Origin of the sequence: Luteococcus struthionis (assembly GCF_048595755.1) — a bacterium.
Classification (GTDB): domain Bacteria; phylum Actinomycetota; class Actinomycetes; order Propionibacteriales; family Propionibacteriaceae; genus Luteococcus.
In genome coordinates this window covers 969,784-986,906 of the sequence record NZ_CP184360.1, presented here as the reverse complement: position 1 = coordinate 986,906, position 17,123 = coordinate 969,784, and the positions used below count along the sequence as shown (strand labels likewise).

At 68.9% G+C, this 17,123-nt stretch carries 14 protein-coding genes; 9 read left to right on the top strand and 5 right to left on the bottom strand.

The window, feature by feature from the left end; genetic code table 11:
- Nucleotides 1-9: 9 nt before the first annotated feature.
- Nucleotides 10-1,275: a sugar ABC transporter substrate-binding protein gene (locus ACOAMO_RS04570; RefSeq protein WP_420176403.1), complete on the bottom strand. Its 1,266-nt coding sequence runs from the start codon at nucleotides 1,273-1,275 to the stop codon at nucleotides 10-12.
- 258 nt (nucleotides 1,276-1,533) lie between these two features.
- On the opposite strand from ACOAMO_RS04570, the gene ACOAMO_RS04565 reads away from it, so the two are divergent.
- The 4 genes from ACOAMO_RS04565 (at nucleotide 1,534) to ACOAMO_RS04550 (ending at nucleotide 7,924) form a co-directional block, all read left to right on the top strand.
- Nucleotides 1,534-3,453, top strand: coding sequence for a glycogen debranching N-terminal domain-containing protein (locus ACOAMO_RS04565; RefSeq protein ID WP_420176402.1), 1,920 nt, complete (start codon nucleotides 1,534-1,536; stop codon nucleotides 3,451-3,453).
- A gap of 213 nt (nucleotides 3,454-3,666) precedes the next feature.
- On the top strand, nucleotides 3,667-4,500 hold the full coding sequence (locus ACOAMO_RS04560) for an ABC transporter ATP-binding protein (RefSeq protein ID WP_420176401.1): 834 nt from the start codon (nucleotides 3,667-3,669) through the stop codon (nucleotides 4,498-4,500).
- Nucleotides 4,500-7,013, top strand: a complete 2,514-nt coding sequence (locus ACOAMO_RS04555) for an ABC transporter permease (protein ID WP_420176400.1) — start codon at nucleotides 4,500-4,502, stop codon at nucleotides 7,011-7,013. The genes ACOAMO_RS04560 and ACOAMO_RS04555 overlap by 1 nt, the downstream gene beginning before the upstream one ends.
- Before the next feature lie 515 nt (nucleotides 7,014-7,528).
- Nucleotides 7,529-7,924, top strand: a complete 396-nt coding sequence (locus ACOAMO_RS04550) for a hypothetical protein (RefSeq protein ID WP_420176399.1) — start codon at nucleotides 7,529-7,531, stop codon at nucleotides 7,922-7,924.
- A 3-nt stretch (nucleotides 7,925-7,927) separates the two neighbouring features.
- Here ACOAMO_RS04550 and ACOAMO_RS04545 read toward each other — a convergent pair whose 3' ends face one another.
- The gene (locus ACOAMO_RS04545) at nucleotides 7,928-9,022 is read right to left on the bottom strand and encodes an NADH:flavin oxidoreductase/NADH oxidase (RefSeq protein WP_420176398.1); all 1,095 of its coding nucleotides are present in this window, start codon (nucleotides 9,020-9,022) and stop codon (nucleotides 7,928-7,930) included.
- Nucleotides 9,023-9,117: 95 nt separating this feature from the next.
- On the opposite strand from ACOAMO_RS04545, the gene ACOAMO_RS04540 reads away from it, so the two are divergent.
- Nucleotides 9,118-10,461: an MFS transporter gene (locus ACOAMO_RS04540; RefSeq protein ID WP_420176397.1), complete on the top strand. Its 1,344-nt coding sequence runs from the start codon at nucleotides 9,118-9,120 to the stop codon at nucleotides 10,459-10,461.
- Here ACOAMO_RS04540 and ACOAMO_RS04535 read toward each other — a convergent pair.
- From ACOAMO_RS04535 to lipB, 3 genes are read right to left on the bottom strand one after another with little or no spacing between them, the layout of a single operon-like run.
- Entirely contained in the window at nucleotides 10,458-11,342 is an 885-nt protein-coding gene (locus ACOAMO_RS04535; RefSeq protein WP_420176396.1) for an NAD(P)-dependent oxidoreductase, read from the bottom strand. The genes ACOAMO_RS04540 and ACOAMO_RS04535 overlap by 4 nt on opposite strands.
- Before the next feature lie 7 nt (nucleotides 11,343-11,349).
- The gene (gene lipA, locus ACOAMO_RS04530; protein WP_420176395.1) at nucleotides 11,350-12,273 is read right to left on the bottom strand and encodes a lipoyl synthase; all 924 of its coding nucleotides are present in this window, start codon (nucleotides 12,271-12,273) and stop codon (nucleotides 11,350-11,352) included.
- Nucleotides 12,270-13,202, bottom strand: coding sequence for a lipoyl(octanoyl) transferase LipB (gene lipB, locus ACOAMO_RS04525; protein WP_420176394.1), 933 nt, complete (start codon nucleotides 13,200-13,202; stop codon nucleotides 12,270-12,272). The genes lipA and lipB overlap by 4 nt, the downstream gene beginning before the upstream one ends.
- Before the next feature lie 161 nt (nucleotides 13,203-13,363).
- Between lipB and putP the strand changes: the two genes are divergently transcribed.
- The 4 genes from putP (at nucleotide 13,364) to ACOAMO_RS04505 (ending at nucleotide 17,119) form a co-directional block, all read left to right on the top strand.
- Nucleotides 13,364-14,881 (top strand): sodium/proline symporter PutP, encoded by a 1,518-nt coding sequence (gene putP / locus ACOAMO_RS04520; RefSeq protein ID WP_420176393.1) that lies wholly within the window; start codon nucleotides 13,364-13,366, stop codon nucleotides 14,879-14,881.
- 72 nt (nucleotides 14,882-14,953) lie between these two features.
- On the top strand, nucleotides 14,954-15,304 hold the full coding sequence (locus ACOAMO_RS04515) for a NifB/NifX family molybdenum-iron cluster-binding protein (protein WP_420176392.1): 351 nt from the start codon (nucleotides 14,954-14,956) through the stop codon (nucleotides 15,302-15,304).
- Between the two features lie 143 nt (nucleotides 15,305-15,447).
- On the top strand, nucleotides 15,448-16,353 hold the full coding sequence (locus ACOAMO_RS04510) for an ABC transporter ATP-binding protein (protein ID WP_420176391.1): 906 nt from the start codon (nucleotides 15,448-15,450) through the stop codon (nucleotides 16,351-16,353).
- A gap of 1 nt (nucleotide 16,354) precedes the next feature.
- The gene (locus ACOAMO_RS04505; protein WP_420176390.1) at nucleotides 16,355-17,119 is read left to right on the top strand and encodes an ABC transporter permease; all 765 of its coding nucleotides are present in this window, start codon (nucleotides 16,355-16,357) and stop codon (nucleotides 17,117-17,119) included.
- The last annotated feature ends 4 nt before the right edge of the window (nucleotides 17,120-17,123 follow it).

Genomic DNA, 17,123 nt, shown 5'->3' with positions numbered 1-17,123 from the left:
GGTCGGCAATCACTTGCCGGCGTCGGCGACGACGGGCTCGAGGTTGGCCTGGACTCCGTCCAGCAGGACCTTGGGATCCTTGCTCTTGAGCTGGCTGAGCTGGGCGTTCATGTCCTTGATCACGTCGGCGGCACCCACCTCTGCGGGCAGGTTCTGCGCATAGTCAGCGCCATTGATGAAGGGAACCATGGTGGGATTGTCCTTGCTCCACTGCTCCTTGGCCGACTGGAGCGAGGGCATCACGCCGAAGGCCTTGGCGAAGGCGAGCTGCTGTTCTGTGGTCGTGAGGTATTCGACCAGGTCGACGGCCCCGCCGATGTTGTCGCCCTTGGCGGTGACTCCCCAACAGTTCGTGTACTGCAGGGTGCCCTTCTCCTTGCCCTGCGGCAGTTCGACGACGGTGTACTTGACGTCCTTGAAGTCGTTCTGCATGGCACCGGTGATCCAGTTTCCCTCGATCACCATGGCTGCCTGCTGCTTGCCGAAGGCCTCACCACCCCAGCCGGAGCCCAGGTCGCTCGAGTAGGCCATCCACCCGTCGGTCATGGCCTTCTTGACGAAGGTGAGGGCCTCGACGTTCTCGGCCGAATTCGCGGTGGCCTCGCCGTCCTTCTCCAGGCCGCCGCCGGCTTGCGCCAGGAAGACGCCCAGACGCTGCACCTCGGGGCCGAGGGCCAGACCCTTCACCTTCCCCTTGGTGAGCTTCTTGGCAACGGTCTCCAGCTCCTCCCAGGTCTTTGGGTGATCTGCATCGGTCAGCCCGGCCTCCTTCCACAGCTCGTCGTTGATGACCAGTTGCAGGGTGGAGAAATCCTTGGGTGCGCAGTAGAGCTTGTCGTCCTTGGTGAAGGCCTCCTGGAGGCCGGGGTAATAGTCGTCCTTGTTCTCGAGCTGATCACCGTAGGGCTCCAGATTTCCGGCCTTCACCCACGAGGCAAAGACATCGGTGGCGGTGTAGACGACGTCGGCAGGCTTGCCGGAGGCGAATCCCTGGGCGGCCTGCTGTGGCAGGTCGGCGGCCACCTGCACCTTGGCGGGAATGCCGCTCTTGGCGCTCCAGGCCTTGACGGCATCGGTCACGGCCTTGGTCTCGGCGTCGCCCGACGAACCGATCAGTACGCTGACCTCGTTCTTGGTGGGGGTGGGAAGGGCTGCCGACCCTTCGGAGGGCTTCGAACCGGAGTCGAATCCGGAGCCTCCGCCACAGGCGCTCAGGGCCAGCGGAAGGGTGAGGACTGCTGCCAGAAAGGCCTTGCGGCGGTTGGTCGAGGTCATGGGACTTTCCTTTCCGGGTGACCCGCGGAGGTTCGTTCCCCGGGTCGCGACGACGGTGTCGGCGGCGCATGGTGACTGTTGCTTGGTGTGGTTCCCGAGAGCTGCACTGCCCTCTTTTGAACGATCAAGATTGCTGATAGCGTCCTCCCTGCGGGCCCCCCAAGTCAAGTGTTCAGCCACATTCGTTACCGGAACCCGCACCAGTGCAATGAAGCCCTTTGACGCGCCCTCCGTGCGCACCCACCCAGGATGGTCAGAATGCAGCAGCCCTACCTCACCCATCGTTCCGCCGTCCTCGCCGCACCCGTGCAGGCGTGGTCGGCTCTCGACGGGCAGGCGGACGGGTTGGCCGACGAGCGCACGGTGGAGGGCATCTACTGCGCCGACACCCGCGTGGTCTCGCTGCTGCAGTTGAGCAGCCCGAGCCACCACCTGGAACACATCACCACCGACGAGCGGGGCGGCAACCGCGCCACCTTCCAGTACGTCGTGCGCACCCCCGACCTGGGTGTCGACCCGGCCGTCGTGCTGCACCGCATCCGTGAGGTGGACGGCGAGGGCGTGCAGGAGCGCTACCTGTTCACCACGGCCTCGCTGCAAGACCTGGACATCGAGCTCCAGTTGCGTCTGCGCCCGGACTCCACGGCCATGCAGTCCATCAAGTCGGGCCTGCACGGCGACCCCGTCACGGCCCAGCTCACCGAGGAGGGCGCCTGCTTCTCGTGGCGCGACGAGAACACCACCGCCCGGCTCACCAGCCAAGCCGGGATGGGCCTGGACGGCAGCGACCTGCTGCTCACTTGGAGCATTGCCCTGCCCGCCCGTGGCACCGCCGAGGTCGGCTTCCGTCTGGCCCTGCACGACGCCGCCGCGCCCTTCGTCGCCTGCACCGCGCCGGCGCTGCTTCCGCCGGCCACCGACGGCAGCAATCCAGCCCTCGACCGACTGCTGACCAGCAGCTTCGCCGACATCAACGGCCTGCGGCTGGCCCACCCGAGCACCCCCGACGAAGGCTTCCTGGCCGCCGGCGCCCCCTGGTACTTCACGCTCTTTGGCCGCGACTCGCTGATCAGCGCCCGCAACCTGCTGCCCCACGACGTCACCACCGCCGCCGCAACCCTGCGGGTGCTGGCCCAGCTGCAGGGCACGGACACCGACGTCGACTCCGCCCAGCAGCCCGGCAAGATCCTTCACGAGGTGCGCCAGGAGCCGCTGGAGCTGGCGCTCAGCCACCAGGGTCAGGGCGAGCACCAGATGAGCCTGCCGCCGCTCTACTACGGCACCGTCGATGCCACCCCGCTGTGGATCATGCTGCTCGACGAGGCCGAGGCCGCCGGGATGGACGCCGGCCAGGTGCGTTCCCTGCTGCCCACGCTGAAGGCCGCGCTGGCCTGGCTGCGTGACTTCGGGGATGCCGACGGTGACGGCTTCCTGGAGTACCGCGACGAGTCCGGCCACGGCCTGGCCAACCAGGGGTGGAAGGACTCGGGCGACTCGATCCGCTTCGCGGACGGGACCCTGGCGGCCGGGTCCGTCGCGCTGGCCGAGGTGCAGGGCTATGCCCATGCCGCAGCACTGGGCGGCGCCCGCCTGCTGCAGAAGTACGAATCCGACACTGCCGCGGCCGAGCAGTGGCGCGCCTGGGCCGCCGCGCTGGCGGACCGTTTCCGCGCCGAGTTCTGGGCCAGCGACGAACTGGGCGCCTACCCGGTGCTGGCCCTGGACGGCGCCACCGACGCCGAGGGGAACAAGCCCCAGGTCACCGGTGTGGCCTCGAACATGGGGCACCTGCTGGGCACCGGCATCCTGTCGGACGAGGAGGCTCGCCTGGTGGTGGACCGCCTGATGCATCCGTCGATGGCCTCCGGCTACGGCATCCGCACCATGAGCACCACCAATGGTGGCTACTGGCCGCTGAGCTACCACGTCGGTTCGGTGTGGACCCACGACACCGCCTTCGTCATCGCCCAGATGCTGCGCGACGGTTTCCGCGACGAAGCCCGGGCGCTGGCGGTGCAGCTGCTGCGCGCCGCGGAGGGCTTCGACCATCGCCTCCCGGAACTGTTCGGCGGCATGGGGGCCGACGAGGTCTTCCCACCCCAGCCGTACCCCGCCTCGTGCCGCCCGCAGGCCTGGGCGGCGACCAGCTCCGTGGTGATCGCCCGCGCCCTCGCCTGAGGACCGGAACCGACCTCGCTGGCCGAGCTTGTCGAGGCCAGTCGGCGGCCGTGCCGACCAGACCCCGACCTTGGTCTTGGGGGTGCCTCATCCCGCGGGTGGACACCGCCCCGTGAAGTGGCTACCGCAGACCGACGTGAATGACCCAGCGCCAGCCCTAGCCTCGAAAACGTAGGGCAAACCTGCCCCGTTGGCGATCACGAAAGGTCTGACATGGCACACAGCGTCCCCCTCGAAGGGCAGGATCCGCAAGGAAACACCCGTCGAGCCGTCCCCCACTCCGAGTCGGCGCGCGCGGGGCAGTCACAGCCTGTGGGCCAGGGTGAGCCGGTGGCGCAGACCTTCGACCTGGTGAAGGTCTACGGTTCCGGCCGCACCCAGGTCACCGCCCTGAACGGCGTGAACGTGAGCTTCCAGCGCGGTTCCTTCACCGCGATCATGGGGCCCTCCGGTTCGGGCAAGTCGACCTTGATGCACTGCCTGGCCGGTCTGGACAAGTTCACCTCGGGCCGCGTGGTGATGGGTGGCCAGGAGCTCAACAAGCTCAGCGAGAAGCAGCTCACCCTGGTGCGCCGAGACCGGGTCGGGTTCGTCTTCCAGAGCTTCAACCTGCTGCCCACCCTGACCGCCAAGCAGAACATCCTGCTACCGCTGGAGCTGGCCGGCAAGAAGCCCGACAAGGACTTCTTCGGGAAGCTGACCGCGTCGCTGGGCCTGTCCGAGCGCCTCGACCACCGCCCCAGCGAGCTGTCCGGCGGGCAACAGCAGCGCGTCGCCGTGGCCCGCGCCATGATCACCCGGCCCGACGTGATCTTCGCCGACGAGCCCACCGGCGCCCTGGACTCGAAGACCGGCACCGCCCTGCTGGACTACCTGCGCGAGTGCGTCGACAACCTGGGCCAGAGCATCATCATGGTCACCCACGACGCCAAGGCCGCCGCCTACGCGGACCGGGCGCTGATCCTGCTCGACGGCCAGATCGTCGACGACATCACCCGGCCGACCGCCGATGACGTCAACGCCGCACTGTCCCGCGTGGAGGCCTGATGTTCCGCGACGCAGCAAAGGAAGTGCGCTACCACCCGGGGCGCATCATCGCGACACTGGTCGCCATCGCCATCAGCATCGGCTTCATGGCGGCGGTGTCGGTCTTCATCTCCACCCAGCAGGACGCCCTGGGCAAGGGCATGGCGCTGACCACCTCCAAGGCCGACGTCGTGGTGCACATCACCCAGGGCAAGCCCGGGGTCACCGGCAAGCAGGTCACCGAGGCCCTCGCCAAGGTCCCCGGCGTGCAGCTGGCCGAACGCAGCACCGGCAACTACATGCCCGTCGGTTCCGAGGACCGCACCGTCTACACCCAGGCCTACGCGGTGCCCGACGAACGCTTCCGCTGGGCCCCGTTGAGGGACGGTGCCTGGCCCACCGGCGGCAACCAGATCGCCCTGTCCAGCCAGCTGGCCGAGAAGCTGGGCGTCGGCGTCGGGGACAGCGTCGACGTCGGGGGCAAGAAGCTCACGGTCAGCGGAACCACCGATGATGCCCCGAGCATCTTCTTCCAGGTCGCCTACCTCCCCAGCGCCACCCTGGAGGCAACCTCCCAAGCGGAGGTCAACTACGCCGACTGGCTGGTCGACGTCGACGGGGACCCCGCGGCCACCCTCGACCAGGTGCGCAGCGCCGTCGCACCGCTGGTGATCGATCCCGACGAGCCGAGCTACCCCGGGGAGGATGACAAGAACCTCGAGGTGAACACCGGTGAGGACGCGCAGGCCGCGTCGGTGAAGGAGGTCGCCGGCGAGTTCGACGTGATGAAGTACATGCTGTGGGCCTTCAGCGCCATCGCGGCACTGGTGGGGCTGATCATCATCGCCAACACCTTCACCATCCTGCTGGCCCAGCGACGCCGACAGATCGGCCTGCTGCGGGCCGTGGGCGCCACCGGCGCGCAGGTGCGACGCCGCTTCCTGGCCGAGGCCATCCTGCTCGGCGCCCTCGGTTCGGCCCTGGGCCTGCTGCTGGGCACCGGCATCGCCTGGGCCGGTGCGACGTACACCAAGGCCACCTACTGGGGCCTGAGCTTCCCGTGGACGGAGCTGGCCATCGAGTTCGGCCTGGGGATCCTGCTGACGGTGCTGGCAGCCATGCTCCCGGCGCTGCGCGCCACCCGCGTCGCCCCGCTGGAGGCGCTGCAGCCGGTGGCCACCAGTGAGCAGCAGCGCAAGGCGTCGGTGGTGCGCGCCATCATCTGTGGCGGCTTCGTGCTCGTCGGCGCGGCACTTGCCTGGTACTCCCTGGACGCCCCGGTGGGCGAGGGTGCCTCGGTCATGCGCGGCCCGATCGTCTCGGCGCTGCTGGGCGCCATCCTCATCGCCATCGGTGTGCTCTTCGGCGCGGTGCTGTTCATCCCGGCCGTGCTGCGGATGATGGGCAAGCTCTTCGGCCTGTTCGGTGCCACGCCCCGGCTGGCCGCCATGAACACCGTGCGCAATCCCAAGCGGGCCGCCGCCACCGCCAGCGCCCTGATCCTGGCCTGCGGGCTGATCATCACCCTGCAGGTGGGCTCCGCGACGGCGGAGAAGACGGTCCTCAAGGAGATCGCCAACACCTACCCCGTCGACGTCACGGTGGCGCACAACACGTTCAGCTCGACCGGCAAGGATGCCCAGCCCGGCATCAGCCAGCAGAACGTGGACAAGCTGGCAGCGGTGGGCAATGTCTCGGCGCGGGCCACGATGTCCGGCGGCGCGGTGACCAGCGAAGGCCCGGCCGAGGTCTCCACGGTGGTGGCGCTCAATCCCCAGATGCGCCGCGTCACCGAGGTGGTCCCCACCTCCCTGGGTGACGACCGGGTGCTGCTGCCCAAGCAGTACAAGGAGGGCACGAAGGTGGTCCTGAAGGGCAATGGCCAGACGGTGACGTTGACGGGCTCTCCGTCGAAGGCCGTGGAGGACGGCATGGCGATCGTCAGCCAGGACACCATGCGCAAGCTCGTCGCCAAGCCCAGTCCGCAGCTGGCGTGGCTGAAGATGACCAACCTGGACGACATGGGCACCACCATGACCCAGCTGGAGCGCATGATGCAGAACGGTGAGGTGCGGGTGGGCGGATCGGCCACCGAGGCCTACATGGTCAAGCGCGTGCTCAGCATCCTGATGATGGTCACCACGGGTCTGCTGGGCGTGGCCGTGCTGATCGCCCTGATCGGTGTCTCCAACACCCTCGGCCTGTCGGTGATCGAACGAACGCGTGAGTCGGCCCTGCTGCGGGCGCTGGGCATGCAGCGCTCCTCGCTGCGGCTGATGCTGCTGGTGGAGGCCCTCATGCTGGGCCTGGCGGGTGTCCTGGTGGGCACGCTGGCGGGTGCCTTCTTCGGCTGGTTGGGCATCCGGTCGGTGCTGCGCCAGGCCACCATCGAGGCGCCGATCCAGTTCGGCATCAACTGGCCCCTGACGCTGGGGTTGATCGTGATCGCGGTGCTGTCCGCCTCGCTCGCCTCGATCATGCCGGGGCGTCGCGCCGCCAGCGCCACCCCGACGGAGGCCCTCGCCGCCGAGTGAACCGGGAGCCGTGAAGGGGGCCGCGGAGCACAGTTTCATCGCTGTGCTCCGCGGCCTCTCGCCATCCCTGGAGGTCGACGTCGCGCGTCTCGCCGGGGCACCAAGCACCGGCCCCACTAGCGGCGAGACCCTGCCGAGTCAAAGACCCACCGCATGATCGGTTCGCACAGCGGCACGTTCACAGCGGAAACTCAGCCTCGCGCATCACCAAAACCCCTAGTGGCATTGCGATAGCTGGATCTTGCCCGGCGAATTGAAGAGTTGATTGAGAAAATCTCACGTTCTGGCCGTGAAAGCCGTCTTGAACGTGCAAGAATGGCCTACATCACACCGATTGAGCAGTGGCTCTCAGCGTGATCCACATACGCCCTGGGGGTTGCTGGGGGTGACCAGCAGCCCCCAGGTGCCTCTTCTCCGCAGGGCTTTCCCAGCAGGGCCTCCATCAGGCGCCCCGGAATGGGATCTCGGACGAGACCGTCCCTCACGGCCCCTGGCCATCCGCCTAGAGTTGGCCCATGTCTAGCCAACGCCAGCAGGACGCCCGTCGTCGCATCGAGCTTGCCGAGCAGGCGGCCCGCGCCGAGGCCCAGGCCGCCCAGCCGTTGATCGACGACTTCGTCGCCGAGGCCACCCGACGCGGCATCGAGCCCGAACCGCTGCGCGCCACCCTGATGTCGGGCGGCACTGCCAAGACCGACAAGCACGGTTGGTACCTGCGCAAGAACCGGTCCTTGGCCATCGGCACCGACGGCGGCTACTACGTGCTGACGGTGCCGGGTGGCAGGCTCGCCCGGTTGACCGGGGTGAAACTGCAGCCCACCCCACCGCCCATGGTGATCGGCCGGGGCGGGCGCGACGGTGAGACCGGAGACCTCACCGAATTCCTGCAGTGGCGGCTCGACGCGGGTTGAGTCTCAACGCCAGCAGCCGCGCCACCGCTGGCTGGGCCAAGGCGCATCGGCATTGGCGACGCCCAGCTGGTGTGCCGCACGCAGCGGCCAGTTGATGTCGCGCAGCGCCTCACGCCCCAGCATCACCGCGTCGGCCTGCCCGGTGGCCAGGATGGTCTCGGCCTGGCTGGGGGTCTCGATGATGCCCACCGCGCTGGTGGCGATGCCGCCGTCGCGTCGGATCCGCTCGGCAAAGGGCACCTGGTAGCCCGGGCCCACCGGGATCTCGGCCAGCACATTGCCGCCACTGGAGGTGTCCACCAGATCGACGCCGCGCTCCTTGAGCAGGGCCGCGAGCCGCACCGCGTCCTCCAGCGTCCAGCCACCCTCGGTCCAGTCGGTGGCCGACAACCGCACGAACAACACCCCCTGGTAGCGCTCGCGGATGGCCTCCACCACCTGCAGGGTCAACCGCACCCGGTTCTCGAAACTGCCGCCCCACTGGTCGTCGCGGGTATTGGACAGCGGCGAGTAGAACTGGTGCAGCAGGTAGCCGTGCGCCGCATGCACCTCCACCACGTCGAAGCCTGCCTGCTCGGCCCGCACCGCGGCCCGGGCGAAGGCCTCCACCACCTGGGCGATCCCCTCCTCGTCGAGCACCTTGACCTCGGCGGTGTACTCGGCGCCGTCGGCACGCGCCTCGGTGGGCCCCACCGGCTGCCAACCGCCCTCGTCACCGGGGATCGTGCGGGGCACGAAGCCGGGCCACGCGCGGTTGGTGCTGGCCTTGCGACCGGCGTGGGCCAGCTGCACGCCGGTGCTGGCGCCGTGCTCGTGCATGAAGTCGTTGATGCGTCGCCACGCAGCGACGTGCTCGTCATTCCACAGTCCGGCATCCCAGGGGCTGATCCGTCCCTCGGGAAGCACGGCCGCGGCCTCGCTCATCACCAGCCCCCAACCTCCGGCGGCCAGGCTGCCGTAGTGCACCTGGTGCCAGTCGGCGACCACCCCGTCGGTGGTCTCGACGCTGTACTGGCACATGGGAGAGACCCAGGCGCGGTTGCGGATCTCCAGCCCACGGGCGTGGAAGGGTGTGAACAGTCGCGGCGTGGTGCTCATGCCCGCCATTCAAGCAACCGGTCCAAACCCGGTTGCCCGCGGCGGATAGCATCGGCGTGCCCCTGCACCGTGCAGGCCCAGAACAGGAGCGGCCCGTGACCTTCGTGCGCAACCTGCGTCGACTCCTGCGCCATGACCGTTTCCGCAAGCTGTTCACCATCCGCGCGCTCACCCAGTGCGCCGACGGAACCCTGCAGATCGGCATGGCCAGCCACATCCTGTTCAACCCCGCCCAGCAGCCCACGGCCTGGGCCATTGCGGCGATGTTCGCCATCACCCTGATGCCCTTCAGCATCGTCGGCCCCTTCGTCAGCGGCTACCTGGATCGCTGGTCACGACGCACCACCGCCGTGGTGGTGGACGCCGTCCGCTGCGTGCTGGCGCTGCTGATCGCCGCGATCATCGTCACCGGGGCCGCCTCGGCCCTGGTGCAGACCGTGCTCTTCGTCGCGCTGATGGTGGCGCTGGCACTCAACCGCTTCGTGCTCGCCGGGCTGGCCGCGGGCCTGCAGCACACCATCGACGACGACGAATTCCTCACGGCCTCCGCGGTGATGCCCATGATCGGCCCGCTGGGCGTCCTGCTCGGCGGTGGACTGGCCGCCGGCATCCGGCTGGCCTCCCCGTGGCCGGCGCACGTCGCCGACGCCGTGATCTTCTGCTGCGCCGCGGCCATGTGGGCCTGTTCCAGCCTGGTGGCCGCCGGGCTGGGCGCGCGCGACCTGGGCCCGATGGTGCCCGCCCCACGCACCCGCTTTGCCCAGACCCTCGCGGCCATCCGCGACGGCGGCGCGCACCTGGTGAGTCGTCGTCCCGCCCTGCTCGGGCTGACCACCATCACCTGCCAGCGGGTGCTCTACGGGCTGACGCTGGTCAGCATCATCCTGCTCTTCCGCATCCAGGTGCACGGCCCGCAGCAGACGGAGGCCGCGATGGCCGACATCGGCCTGTGGATGGGTGCCAGCGGGGTGGGTTTCGCCTCGTCGGTGGTGTTGGTGCCGGTGCTCGCGCACCGGATGGGCATGCACCGCACCATCCTGGTGCTGCTGCTGGCCAGTGCCGCCGTGCAGCTCGGGCCGGGACAGGTGCTGAACCGATGGTGGTTGGTGGCGGCCAGCTTCTTCATCGGCTGGTTCGCGCAGTCGCTCAAGATCTGCATCGACACGGTGGTCCAGGCCCACATCGACGACGAGGTGAAGGGCCGCGTCTTCGTCATCTACGACGTGCTGTTCAACGCCGCCGTGGTGCTCGCCTCGGTGATCGCCGCGCTGCTGGTTCCCGCCGACGGGCTCTCCCGTTCCGTGCTGGTGGGCATCGGCGTCGGCTACCTGGCGCTGGCGGCCTTCTTCTGGCTGGCCAGCCGTTCGATGGGCGCCGCCCAGTTCGACCGCGGCACGGCCCTGGGCATGAGCCCACGGCCGCAGGCCTCGGAACTCTAGTCCGCCACCAACAGTCGCGGGCTGCGGCCGGCTCGCAGGTCGGCCACGGTCTCCAGCACGTCCTCGGCCACGTCGCTGGCCAGGGTGATCGCCGCGACGTGTGGGGTGATGGTGACCTTCGGGTGGCGCCACAGCCAGTGCTCGGCGGGCAACGGTTCGGGCGTGGTGACGTCCAGGTGGGCGTGGGAGAGGTGCCCCTGCTGCAGGGCGCGTCGCAGGTCTTCCTGACGAGTGGTGTCGCCCCGGCCCACGTTGACGTACAGCGCGCCGCGCAGCCGTCGAAAGACCTGCTCCCCCACCGCGCCGGCCGTCTGCGGGGTCAGCGGAAGCAGGTTCACCAGCGCCTGGGCGGATTCCAGGTCGGCCTCCTCCAGCGTGGTGACGTGGTCGAAGCCCGGCGCCTCGCGGCCCGAGCGGTTCACTCCCACCGTGTGGAAACCCAAGGCCTGCAGGGCCTGCGCGACGCGTTGCGCGATGACACCGGTGCCCAACAGCACACAACTGCCCGGCGGCCATTGGTGCGGGGTGCGCACCCAGTCGTTCTGCGCCTGGCACTGGCGACGGTGCGGCCCCAACAGTTCGTGGTCGAGCACGGCCCAGCAGACCGAATGGGCCATCTGCTCGGGCAGGGAGCCCAGGGTGCGGGTGAACACCTCGATCCGGTCCCGGGCCTCGTCAAGCTGGTCGTGACCGGCGGCGATGGAGTGCACCCAGCGATAGGTGCCCTCGCCGGGCAGGGAGCGGCAGACCACCGCGGTGGCCCAGGCCAGGTCGTCGGGGCTGGGCTCGGAGGCCGCCCGCAACGGCTCGTCGAAGCCGCGGGCCACCAGCTCGTCACGCACCTGTTCGGCGAGTGGCCCCGTGACCAGCAGCTTCATCATGCTGGGTTCAGCCGCGGGCCTCGATGGCCTGGCGGTAGAGACGTCCGGCGCGGTACGACGAGCGCACCATCGGCCCGCTCATCACACCGCTGAAGCCGATCTGGGTGGCCTCCTCGGCCAGTTCGTCGAATTCCTGCGGGGTGACCCACCGGTCGATCGGCAACAGGGTCACATTGGGACGCAGGTACTGCGTGATGGTCAGCAGCTCGGTGCCTGCGTCGTACAGGTCCTGCATCGCCTCGCTGATCTCCTCACGGGTCTCGCCCATGCCCAGGATCAGGTTGCTCTTGGTGACCAGGCCGGCCTCGCGGGCCATGGTCAGCACCTCCAGCGAGCGCTCGTAGCGGAAGCCGGGGCGGATGCGCTTGAAGATGCGCGGCACCGTCTCCACGTTGTGCCCGAAGACCTCCGGCCTGGCCTCGAAGAGTTGCTCGAGGAATTCCCTCTTGCCGCTGAAGTCGGGGGCCAGCATCTCGACGCCGACGCCGGGGTTCATCTGGTGGATCTGGCGGATGGTCTCGGCATACAGCCAGGCACCCTCGTCCTCGAGGTCGTCGCGGCACACGCCGGTGACGGTGGCATAGCGCAGGCCCATCTTCTTGACGCTCTCGGCGACGCGGACCGGTTCCTCACGGTCATAGCCCTCGGGCTTGGCCGACTCGATCTGGCAGAAGTCGCAGCGACGGGTGCAGTGGTCGCCACCAATGAGGAAGGTGGCCTCACGGTCTTCCCAGCACTCGAAGATGTTGGGGCAACCGGCCTCCTGGCAGACGGTGTGCAGGTCTTCACCCTTCACCAGTTCCTGCAGGTCTCGATATTCCGGACCCATCGTCGCCGTGGTCTTGATCCACTTGGGCTTTCGTTCGATGGGGGTCTGGGAGTTCTTGACCTCGACACGGAGCAGCTTGCGGCCTTCAGGAGCGATCGTCACGGCTTCAGGCTACCTTCCCGGGCAAGATGGGCGGCCAGCAGCGGCTGCAGCCGTTCGGCCACCTCCACCAGCGGCGGTGCCTGGCCCCCGAGCTCCGCGGCAAGGGTGGTCACGCCGGCATCCGGGATGCCGCACGGGACGATGTTGTCGAAGCCGGCCGAGGCATTGCTCACATTGATGGCGAAGCCGTGCATGGTGGTGCGCTTGGTCACCCGAATCCCGATGGCGCAGATCTTGCGCTCCGGACGGCCCATCCCCCAATCCCGATGGCTGAGCCCCCACTCCCGGTGGCTGAGCCCCCACTCACGGTGGCTGAGCCTGTCGAAGCCATCCACGCCCGCGATCTGGAGATCCGAAGCCCCTCGACAGGCTCGGGGATCGTCGTCGGGTTCGCTCCCCGAGCCTGGGCCACCCGAACCGCTCCCCGAGCCTGTCGAGGGGGTGCCCGGCGTGAAGAGACCCGTCCGCTCGACGCTCTTGGCGTGGTGCGGGCCGGTGGCGACGGGCGGGACGAAGTCCGGGTCGTCGGCGGGCAGCCACACCCCGGTACGGCCGGGCACGCGGCCGGCGCTGAGACCGTAGGTGGCCAGCAGGTCGATCACCGCCTGCTCCACACGCCGCACGTGGTCGACCACGCCCACGCGGTCTGGGAGTCGGATGATCGGGTAGCCGACGAGCTGTCCGGGGCCATGCCAGGTGATCTTGCCGCCGCGGTCGACGTCGACCACCGGGGTCCCGTCGAAGGGGCGCTCCTGGGGCAGGGTCTGCTTGCCGGCGGTGTAGACCGCCTCGTGCTCCAGCAGGATGACCCGTCCGGGCATCTCCTGCGCCGCCACCCGGGCGTGCACCTCGCGCTGCCGGTCCCACCCGCGGTGGTACTCGATCCGCTCACCCTCGTGCAGCCCCATGTACTCGAACTCGACACTCACCCGGGCGAGACTACGCCTTTCGACGGCCCGCCTCGGCGCCCCGAGCCCGGTAGGGCACCCAACCTGCTGGGTGGCGGGGCGCCCGTAGGTCGGATGCCCGCGCCCCGACGAGGGCCGGCGCGGTATCGTGCGGCGACCCCTCGTCGCACGAAAGGCAACCTGTGAGCGACACCGTCTTCCAGATCATCGCGATGGTCATCTACATGTCCGCGATGCTGCTGATCGGCTGGTACTCGTACCGCAAGACCAGCAGCCTCAACGACTACATGCTGGGTGGCCGCGATCTGCACCCCGCCGTCGCCGCCCTCTCGGCCGGCGCGGCAGACATGTCGGGCTGGCTGCTGATGGGGCTGCCCGGCGCCATCTATGCCACCGGCCTGGTGGAGGCGTGGATCGCGGTGGGCCTGACCATTGGCGCCTGGCTCAACTGGAAGCTCGTGGCGCCGCGGCTGCGGGCCTACACGCAGGAGGCCAACGACTCGATCACCGTGCCCAGCTTCCTGGAGAACCGGCTGCGCGACCGTTCCCGCCTGCTGCGCATCGTCTCGGGTCTGATCATCCTGATCTTCTTCACCTTCTACGTGAGCTCCGGAATGGTGGCCGGTGGCGTCTTCATGCAGTCCAGCTTTGGCCTGGACTACCGCACGGGCATGCTCATCGTGGCCGCCGTGACCATCTGCTACACGCTGTTCGGCGGCTTCCTGGCCGTGAGCTACACCGACTTCGTGCAGGGCGCCATGATGGCCGCGGCCCTGATCGCGGTGCCCGTGGTGGGACTGTTCAAGCTGGGCGGTTTCGGCGAGGTGACAAGTCTGGTGCAGGCCTCCGACGCCGCGGCCGGGCTCGACCGCATGGCCCTGCTGCCCTCGCCGATGACGCAGGTGGCCGCCATCGGCATCATCTCCGCACTGGCCTGGGGCCTGGGTTACTTCGGCCAGCCGCACATCATCGTGCGCTTCATGGCGCTTCGTTCCACCGCGGAGGCGCGCGCCGGGCGCCGCATCGGCATCGGTTGGATGCTCTTCGCCGTCTGCGGTGCCATCGCCACGGCCCTGGTGGGCGCAGCCTGGTATCAGAAGAACGGCCTGACGCTTGAGGATCCGGAGACCGTCTACATCAAGATGGGCCAGATCCTCTTCCACCCGCTGATCGCCGGCTTCATGCTGGCCGCGGTGCTGGCCGCCATCATGTCGACGGTCTCCAGCCAGCTGCTGGTCACCTCGTCGGCACTGGTGGAGGACATCTACAAGGCGCTCAACAGGAATGCCCGCCAAGATGACCACTACGTGCTGATGGGTCGTCTGGCCGTGTTGGGGGTGGCGCTGATCGCCGGAGCCATGGCATGGACGCAGAACGACACGATCCTGGCGCTGGTGGCCTTCGCCTGGGCCGGTTTCGGTGCCTCCTTCGGCCCGGTGGTCCTGCTCAGCCTGTTCTGGCGCAAGCTCTCGGCTGCCGGGGCGCTGGCCTCGATGGTGACCGGAGCGGTGGTCGTGGGCTGGTTCGGCAATGTGGACGGCGGGCCGTGGCACATCTTCGACTACTACGAGATCCTGCCCGGCTTCGTCGCCGCCCTGCTGGTGGGATGGCTGGTGAGCCTGGCCAGCTACACCCACGACGACCGGGTGCAGCACGAGTTCAGCACCACGATGGAGACCGTCAAGCACGCCCACGACTGAGGCCGGCCACACCCGCTGCCGTCGGTGCCCCGGTCATGGGCGACAATGGCGACGAGCACTAGGAGGACTTCCATGATCGTCGCAACACCCACCACGGCAGACGGGCAGACGGCAGCTGCCTGGGGCAAGGCCCACTGGATCGGTCTGGCCGACGTCCGTTCGGGCGCCGAGGGCCCGGAGGTGGTCGGCTGGCAGATCCACGAGGTTGCCTGGGACGAGTCGCACGACGCCGGAACCCACGGTTCGCACCATGCCCGCATCGTGCGCTTCCTGAAGGAGAACCAGGTGCAGGCCATCGTCGTGGACCACATGGGTGAGGGCATGCAGCGCGTGGTGCGCAACATGCAGATTCCGCTGCTGCCAGCCACCCCGGGGGATGCGCAGGCGTCGGTGCTCGCCGCAGTGAGGGCCGCCACCGCCTGAGGGCTCTTCCCTCCACCCACGCTCCCCGAGCCTGTCCCCCCACCCACGCTCCCTGAGCCTGTCGAAGGGCCGTGACACTTGTCATGGCGAGGTCGTGACGTCCGGCCGAGACCGAACCACCCCACCCTCGCGATGCTGGTCACATGGCAAGCATCGAACTGGACGACGTGCACAAGCACTTCGGCCCACACACCCGCCCGGTCAAGGCCGTCGACGGGCTGACCACCACCATCGAACCCGGGGAGATCGTCGCCTTCCTCGGCCCCAACGGAGCCGGCAAGACCACCGCCATCGACATGGTGCTGGGGCTGACCGAACCCACCTCCGGCACCGTCCGCGTCTTCGGCACCACCCCGCGACGGGCCGTGCAGGCCGGGAGGGTCGGGGCCGTGATGCAGACCGGTGGCCTGCTGCGCGACCTCAGCGTGCGCGAGACGGTGCTGTCCATCGCGGCGCTGCAGCGGGTTCCGGACCGGGTCGACGAGGTGCTGGAGCTCGCCAACCTCACCGGCCTGGCCGACCGTCGCGTCAGCAAGTGCTCCGGCGGTGAGCAGCAGCGGATCAAGATGGCGCTGGCGCTGCTTACCGACCCGGACCTGCTCATCCTCGACGAACCCACCGCCGGCATGGACGTCGGTGCCCGACGCGACTTCTGGGCCACCATGCGGGAGCAGGCCCGCGCCGGCCGCACCATCGTCTTCGCCACCCACTACCTCGAGGAGGCGCAGGACTTCGCGCAACGCATCATCCTGCTCGGCAGGGGACGGCTGCTGGCCGACGGCCCCGTCGCCGAGGTGCAGGCCATGACCTCCGGCCGCGGGCTGGCCGCCAGCTACCCGCACCCGCTGACCGACGAGTCCCCCGAGGTCCTCGCCCTGCGGGCACTGCCCGGCGTCACCGGAATCGAGACCAACGGAAACCGGGTCAGCCTCACCGCGCTCGACTCGGATGCCGTCGCCCGCCACCTGCTGGAGACCGGTGCCCACGACCTCGTGATCGAGGCACCCACCCTCGAGTCCGCCTTCCTCGCCCTCACCCAGGAGAAGTGACGTGAACGCCACCTACATCCGCATCGATCTGCTGCGCCAGCTGCGCAGCATCCCGACGATCGCCTTCACCTTCGCGATGCCCAGCTTCATGTACGTCCTGTTCGGCGCGAACACCCCCTACGGCGACTCGATGGCCGGGCACGCCAACAACAAGTTCTACGTGATGACCTCGATGGCCGCCTACGGTGCGGCGACGGCCGCGGTCAGCATCGCCTCCATGGCCGCCACCGAGTCGATGCTCGGCTGGGGGCGCCAACTGGCCCTGACCCGGGCGAGCACTGCGCAGGTCGCGGCCAACAAGGTGGCCGTGGCGACGGTGGTCGCGATGGTCGCGCAGGGACTGGTCTTCGGCGTGGGGTGGTCGAGCGGCGCCCGGGCAGATGGGTGGCAGGTGTGGTTGTGGACCTTCGTCATCTCCTTGGCCGGCGCGGCGCTCTTCGCCGCCTACGGGATGGGCGTGGGTCTGCTGTTCAAGTCGGAGACGGCCGTGGGCCTGGCCAGCTCGTCGCTGGTCTTCCTGGCCTTCCTGGGCAATGTCTTCACCCCGCTGGACGGATTCATGCTCAAGCTGGCGCACATCACCCCGATGTACGGATACATCGGCCTGGTCCGCTGGCCGCAGTTGGAGGGAAGCCTGCTGCAGACCGGACCGGAGGACCCCGGGTCCGACGCGCTGTGGGTGCTGCTGGCTAACCTCGGGGCATGGACGCTCGTCTTCGTGGCACTGGCCCTGCTGGGCTTGCGTCGCGCCAGGGCGCGCCAGTGAAACA

Coding starts and splice junctions, on each gene's coding strand:
- ACOAMO_RS04570 (WP_420176403.1), bottom strand. CDS start 1,275: ATGACCTCGACCAACCGCCGCAAGGCCTTTCTGGCAGCAGTCCTCACC.
- ACOAMO_RS04565 (WP_420176402.1), top strand. CDS start 1,534: ATGCAGCAGCCCTACCTCACCCATCGTTCCGCCGTCCTCGCCGCACCC.
- ACOAMO_RS04560 (WP_420176401.1), top strand. CDS start 3,667: ATGGCACACAGCGTCCCCCTCGAAGGGCAGGATCCGCAAGGAAACACC.
- ACOAMO_RS04555 (WP_420176400.1), top strand. CDS start 4,500: ATGTTCCGCGACGCAGCAAAGGAAGTGCGCTACCACCCGGGGCGCATC.
- ACOAMO_RS04550 (WP_420176399.1), top strand. CDS start 7,529: ATGTCTAGCCAACGCCAGCAGGACGCCCGTCGTCGCATCGAGCTTGCC.
- ACOAMO_RS04545 (WP_420176398.1), bottom strand. CDS start 9,022: ATGAGCACCACGCCGCGACTGTTCACACCCTTCCACGCCCGTGGGCTG.
- ACOAMO_RS04535 (WP_420176396.1), bottom strand. CDS start 11,342: ATGATGAAGCTGCTGGTCACGGGGCCACTCGCCGAACAGGTGCGTGAC.
- ACOAMO_RS04515 (WP_420176392.1), top strand. CDS start 14,954: ATGATCGTCGCAACACCCACCACGGCAGACGGGCAGACGGCAGCTGCC.
- ACOAMO_RS04510 (WP_420176391.1), top strand. CDS start 15,448: ATGGCAAGCATCGAACTGGACGACGTGCACAAGCACTTCGGCCCACAC.